We start from the raw sequence: 3,103 nt of genomic DNA on the forward strand, positions 1-3,103 counted from the left end.
AACCAGGATGACTCGGCATTTTTGGGCGCGCGCGAGGTTGCCATGCCCATCACTACTTCCACACTGACGACCATTGCTATTTTTCTGCCGGTGGTTTACATTTACGGCGTTGCCGGCCAGCTTTTTCGGGATCAGGCGGTGACCGTGGCATTTTCTCTGGTGGCGTCGCTGGTGGTCGCGCTTACACTGCTGCCCATGCTGAGCTGCCGCTTCTATTTTCGAATGAAGGAAGATGTGTCATTTCAAGTGCCGGTTCCGTTTGGAAAAGTCAGAAAAAAGCCCTGGCGCTGGCTGGTCAATCCGCTGCTCTCGTTGATCTTTCAAATTCGCCTGCTCTGGTTTCATTTTAGAAAAACTATCATCATCGCCGGTCGGAGAATCTGGCGAGCTTTGGCAGACCGCACCGGCAGCGCTTTGATGCCGCTGTTTCATTGGTTTGACAAATTTTTGCAAAGACTTTTTTCCGTCTATCATAAATTTCTCTTGCGCAGTCTGGAAAAGCGGAGACTTTTTATCGCAATCGTGGTTTGTATTTTGCTTTTAGGCGTTGTTTCCGTTTTTCATTTGAATCGCAAACTCATGCCGCGGGTCGACGAAGGAGAGTTTACCGTTAAGATGGAACTACCGGTGGGCAGCACCATCGAAGCGACGGAACGGGAAGCGGCAAAAGCGGAGCGCTGGCTTTTGAAGCAAAAAGAAGTGAAAGCAGTTTTTTCCACGATTGGTTTGAGTCAGGACCAGTCAGCCATGTTGACCGAGGAGGCCGCTTTGAATCGGGCGACGCTCAAAGTTCGTCTGTCCCGGGAGCGGGAAATTAGCACTGCGGAAATGATCGCCCGCATGAGAAATGAATTTTCCCCTATGACGATGGCGAAAATGGTCTTTGATCGCGGGGAACAGGCGCTGCAACAGATTTTGGGCACGACCACGCCGCCCATTGTGATTAAAATTCGCGGCAGCGAACTGACGGTCTGCCGCAGCATTGCCGATTCGGTTTTGCGAATGATTTCTGATATTTCCGGGTTGAAAGATGTGCATTCCGATTACATTGAAGGTCAGCCCGAGTACCGCATTGAAATTGACCGGCAGCGTGCGGCGCGATTCGGTCTTTCCGCAGTTGATGTGGCGTCAGCGATTCGCGGTTATCTTTCCGGCGAGCAGGCAACGCAATTTGTGGAATTTGATCGAAAAATTCCCATTATCGTCAGACCTGTTTTCAAACAGCGGGACGATTTAGAAGATTTATTAAATTTAACTATTCGCCGGGAAAAGCGACAAATTCCGGTGCGCGATTTAATCAAATTGACCACAGCCACTGGTCCCAGCGAAATCCGCCACGAAGATCAAACGCGTCAGATTTCAGTTTTGGCTGATCTGCAGGGCAGAGGTTTGAACAGCGCCATTGGGGAAATCAGAGACAGGCTGAAGCGGGTTCATGCGTCGCAAAATTATCAGATTCTCATCGGCGGCGAACAGGAAGAGGTGTATCGGTCTTTTCACAGTTTGATTTTTGCCATGGCATTGGCGGTGCTGCTGATTTACATGATTTTAGCGGCACAGTTCGAGTCGCTGCGCCATCCGTTCATTATTTTACTGGACGTGCCCCTGACCGTGTCCCTGGTGCTGATTCTTCTCTGGGTATCCGGCATCGGGTTGAATGTGATTTCTTTTATCGGCCTGATTGTGCTCGCCGGAATTGCCGTGAACGATTCCATTGTCAAGGTGGATTTCATCAACCAGCGCCGCCGCGAAGGAATGCCCATGCACGAGGCAATTTCGGACGCTAGCAAGAAGCGTTTTCGTCCGATAGTAATGACTTCCGTGACGACAATTTTGGGACTCTTACCCATGGCAATCGGTTTCGGAGAAGGCGCAGAATTGCAAAGGCCGCTGGCGCTCACGGTGATTGTGGGATTGACAATTTCAACTGTAGTGAGCCTGGTGGCGGTGCCGGTTTTTTATTCATTATTAGAAAGAAAAAATCACTGGAAAGCAATGGCTGGTGAATAGCAAGTAGTGAATGGTAAGTGGTGAGTAGTGAATAGCTTGCGGCTTATCTGCTAATTTTACTAACCACTCACCACTCACAACTGACTTTTAACAAAAAAGGAGATCCCCATGAATAAAAAACAAATCTTGATTTCAGCTATTCTAATGCTTTTTTTGATTGTGTCTTGCTCCAAAAAATCCGAACAGGCGAAAGTGGAGATGGTTGATGGGGTGCAATTTGTCCACAATCCGGTTACGCCGCTTTATCCAAATAAAAAGGTGATATTTGAGGAAGAGCTTTCCATTGGCGGAGAAGATGAGAGTGGGAAAATTGTTTTGTATCAGCCAGGATCCATAGCTGCGGATGATGAAGGAAATATTTACGTGACTGACATATCGGACGCCAAAATTAAATTATTTGATGAGAATGGGATATTGATTCGCGAGATCGGCAAAAAGGGTCAGGGGCCTGGAGAATTTGGCGGAATCGGTGGAATCGCACTGCTTCCGGACGGCAGGCTACTTGCTTACGATTATCAAAATCGGCGGACGTCTATTTTCGGTAAAGACGGCGAATTTTTGACGAGCCATGTCTGGAAGGATTATCTGTATTTTGTCACTTTAACCACAGATAGCAGCTACACCATTCAGGAAAGCGCTTTTGACAAAGGAGGCAGAAAATTATTTATGAAAACATTCGATTTTGAGGGAAACGAACTGGTTAACTTTGGCGAATTCACACCGCCCGGAACAAAAATTTTGCGTCAGGGAAAAATGGCTTTTGCTATTTCCTTGCCTTACGCGCCCTACTCCATATTCGCCGGAGACCAACAACGGCAACTGCTCTATCATTGTTACACTGCAAATTATTTGATTGAAGTTTATGACGCCGCCGGCAAACTGATTCGAAAAATCGATCGCCCATATCATCCTCTGCCGGTAACCAAAAAAGATGTCGAAGAATATCGCAAAGCATTTGATAACAATCCCAATAAAGTCTTCGCAAAAATGGCTAAAGATGTGGAATTGCCTGAAATTAAAACTGTTGCCGAAGCTATGATCGTTGACGACTCGGGAAATTTATGGGTGAGAACAAACGAAGAAAAAAAGCAAC

At 47.2% G+C, this 3,103-nt stretch carries 2 protein-coding genes; both read left to right on the forward strand.

Annotated elements, in window-relative coordinates:
- Window positions 1-2,010: efflux RND transporter permease subunit (locus GXO74_12270; protein ID NOZ62443.1), on the forward strand; the 2,010-nt coding region annotated here is incomplete at its 5' end.
- Between the two features lie 108 nt (window positions 2,011-2,118).
- Window positions 2,119-3,103 (forward strand): 6-bladed beta-propeller (locus GXO74_12275; GenBank protein ID NOZ62444.1); only part of this gene is annotated, 985 nt, incomplete at its 3' end.

The sequence above is a fragment of the Calditrichota bacterium genome, assembly GCA_013152715.1.
Lineage (GTDB): Bacteria > Zhuqueibacterota > Zhuqueibacteria > Thermofontimicrobiales > Thermofontimicrobiaceae > 4484-87.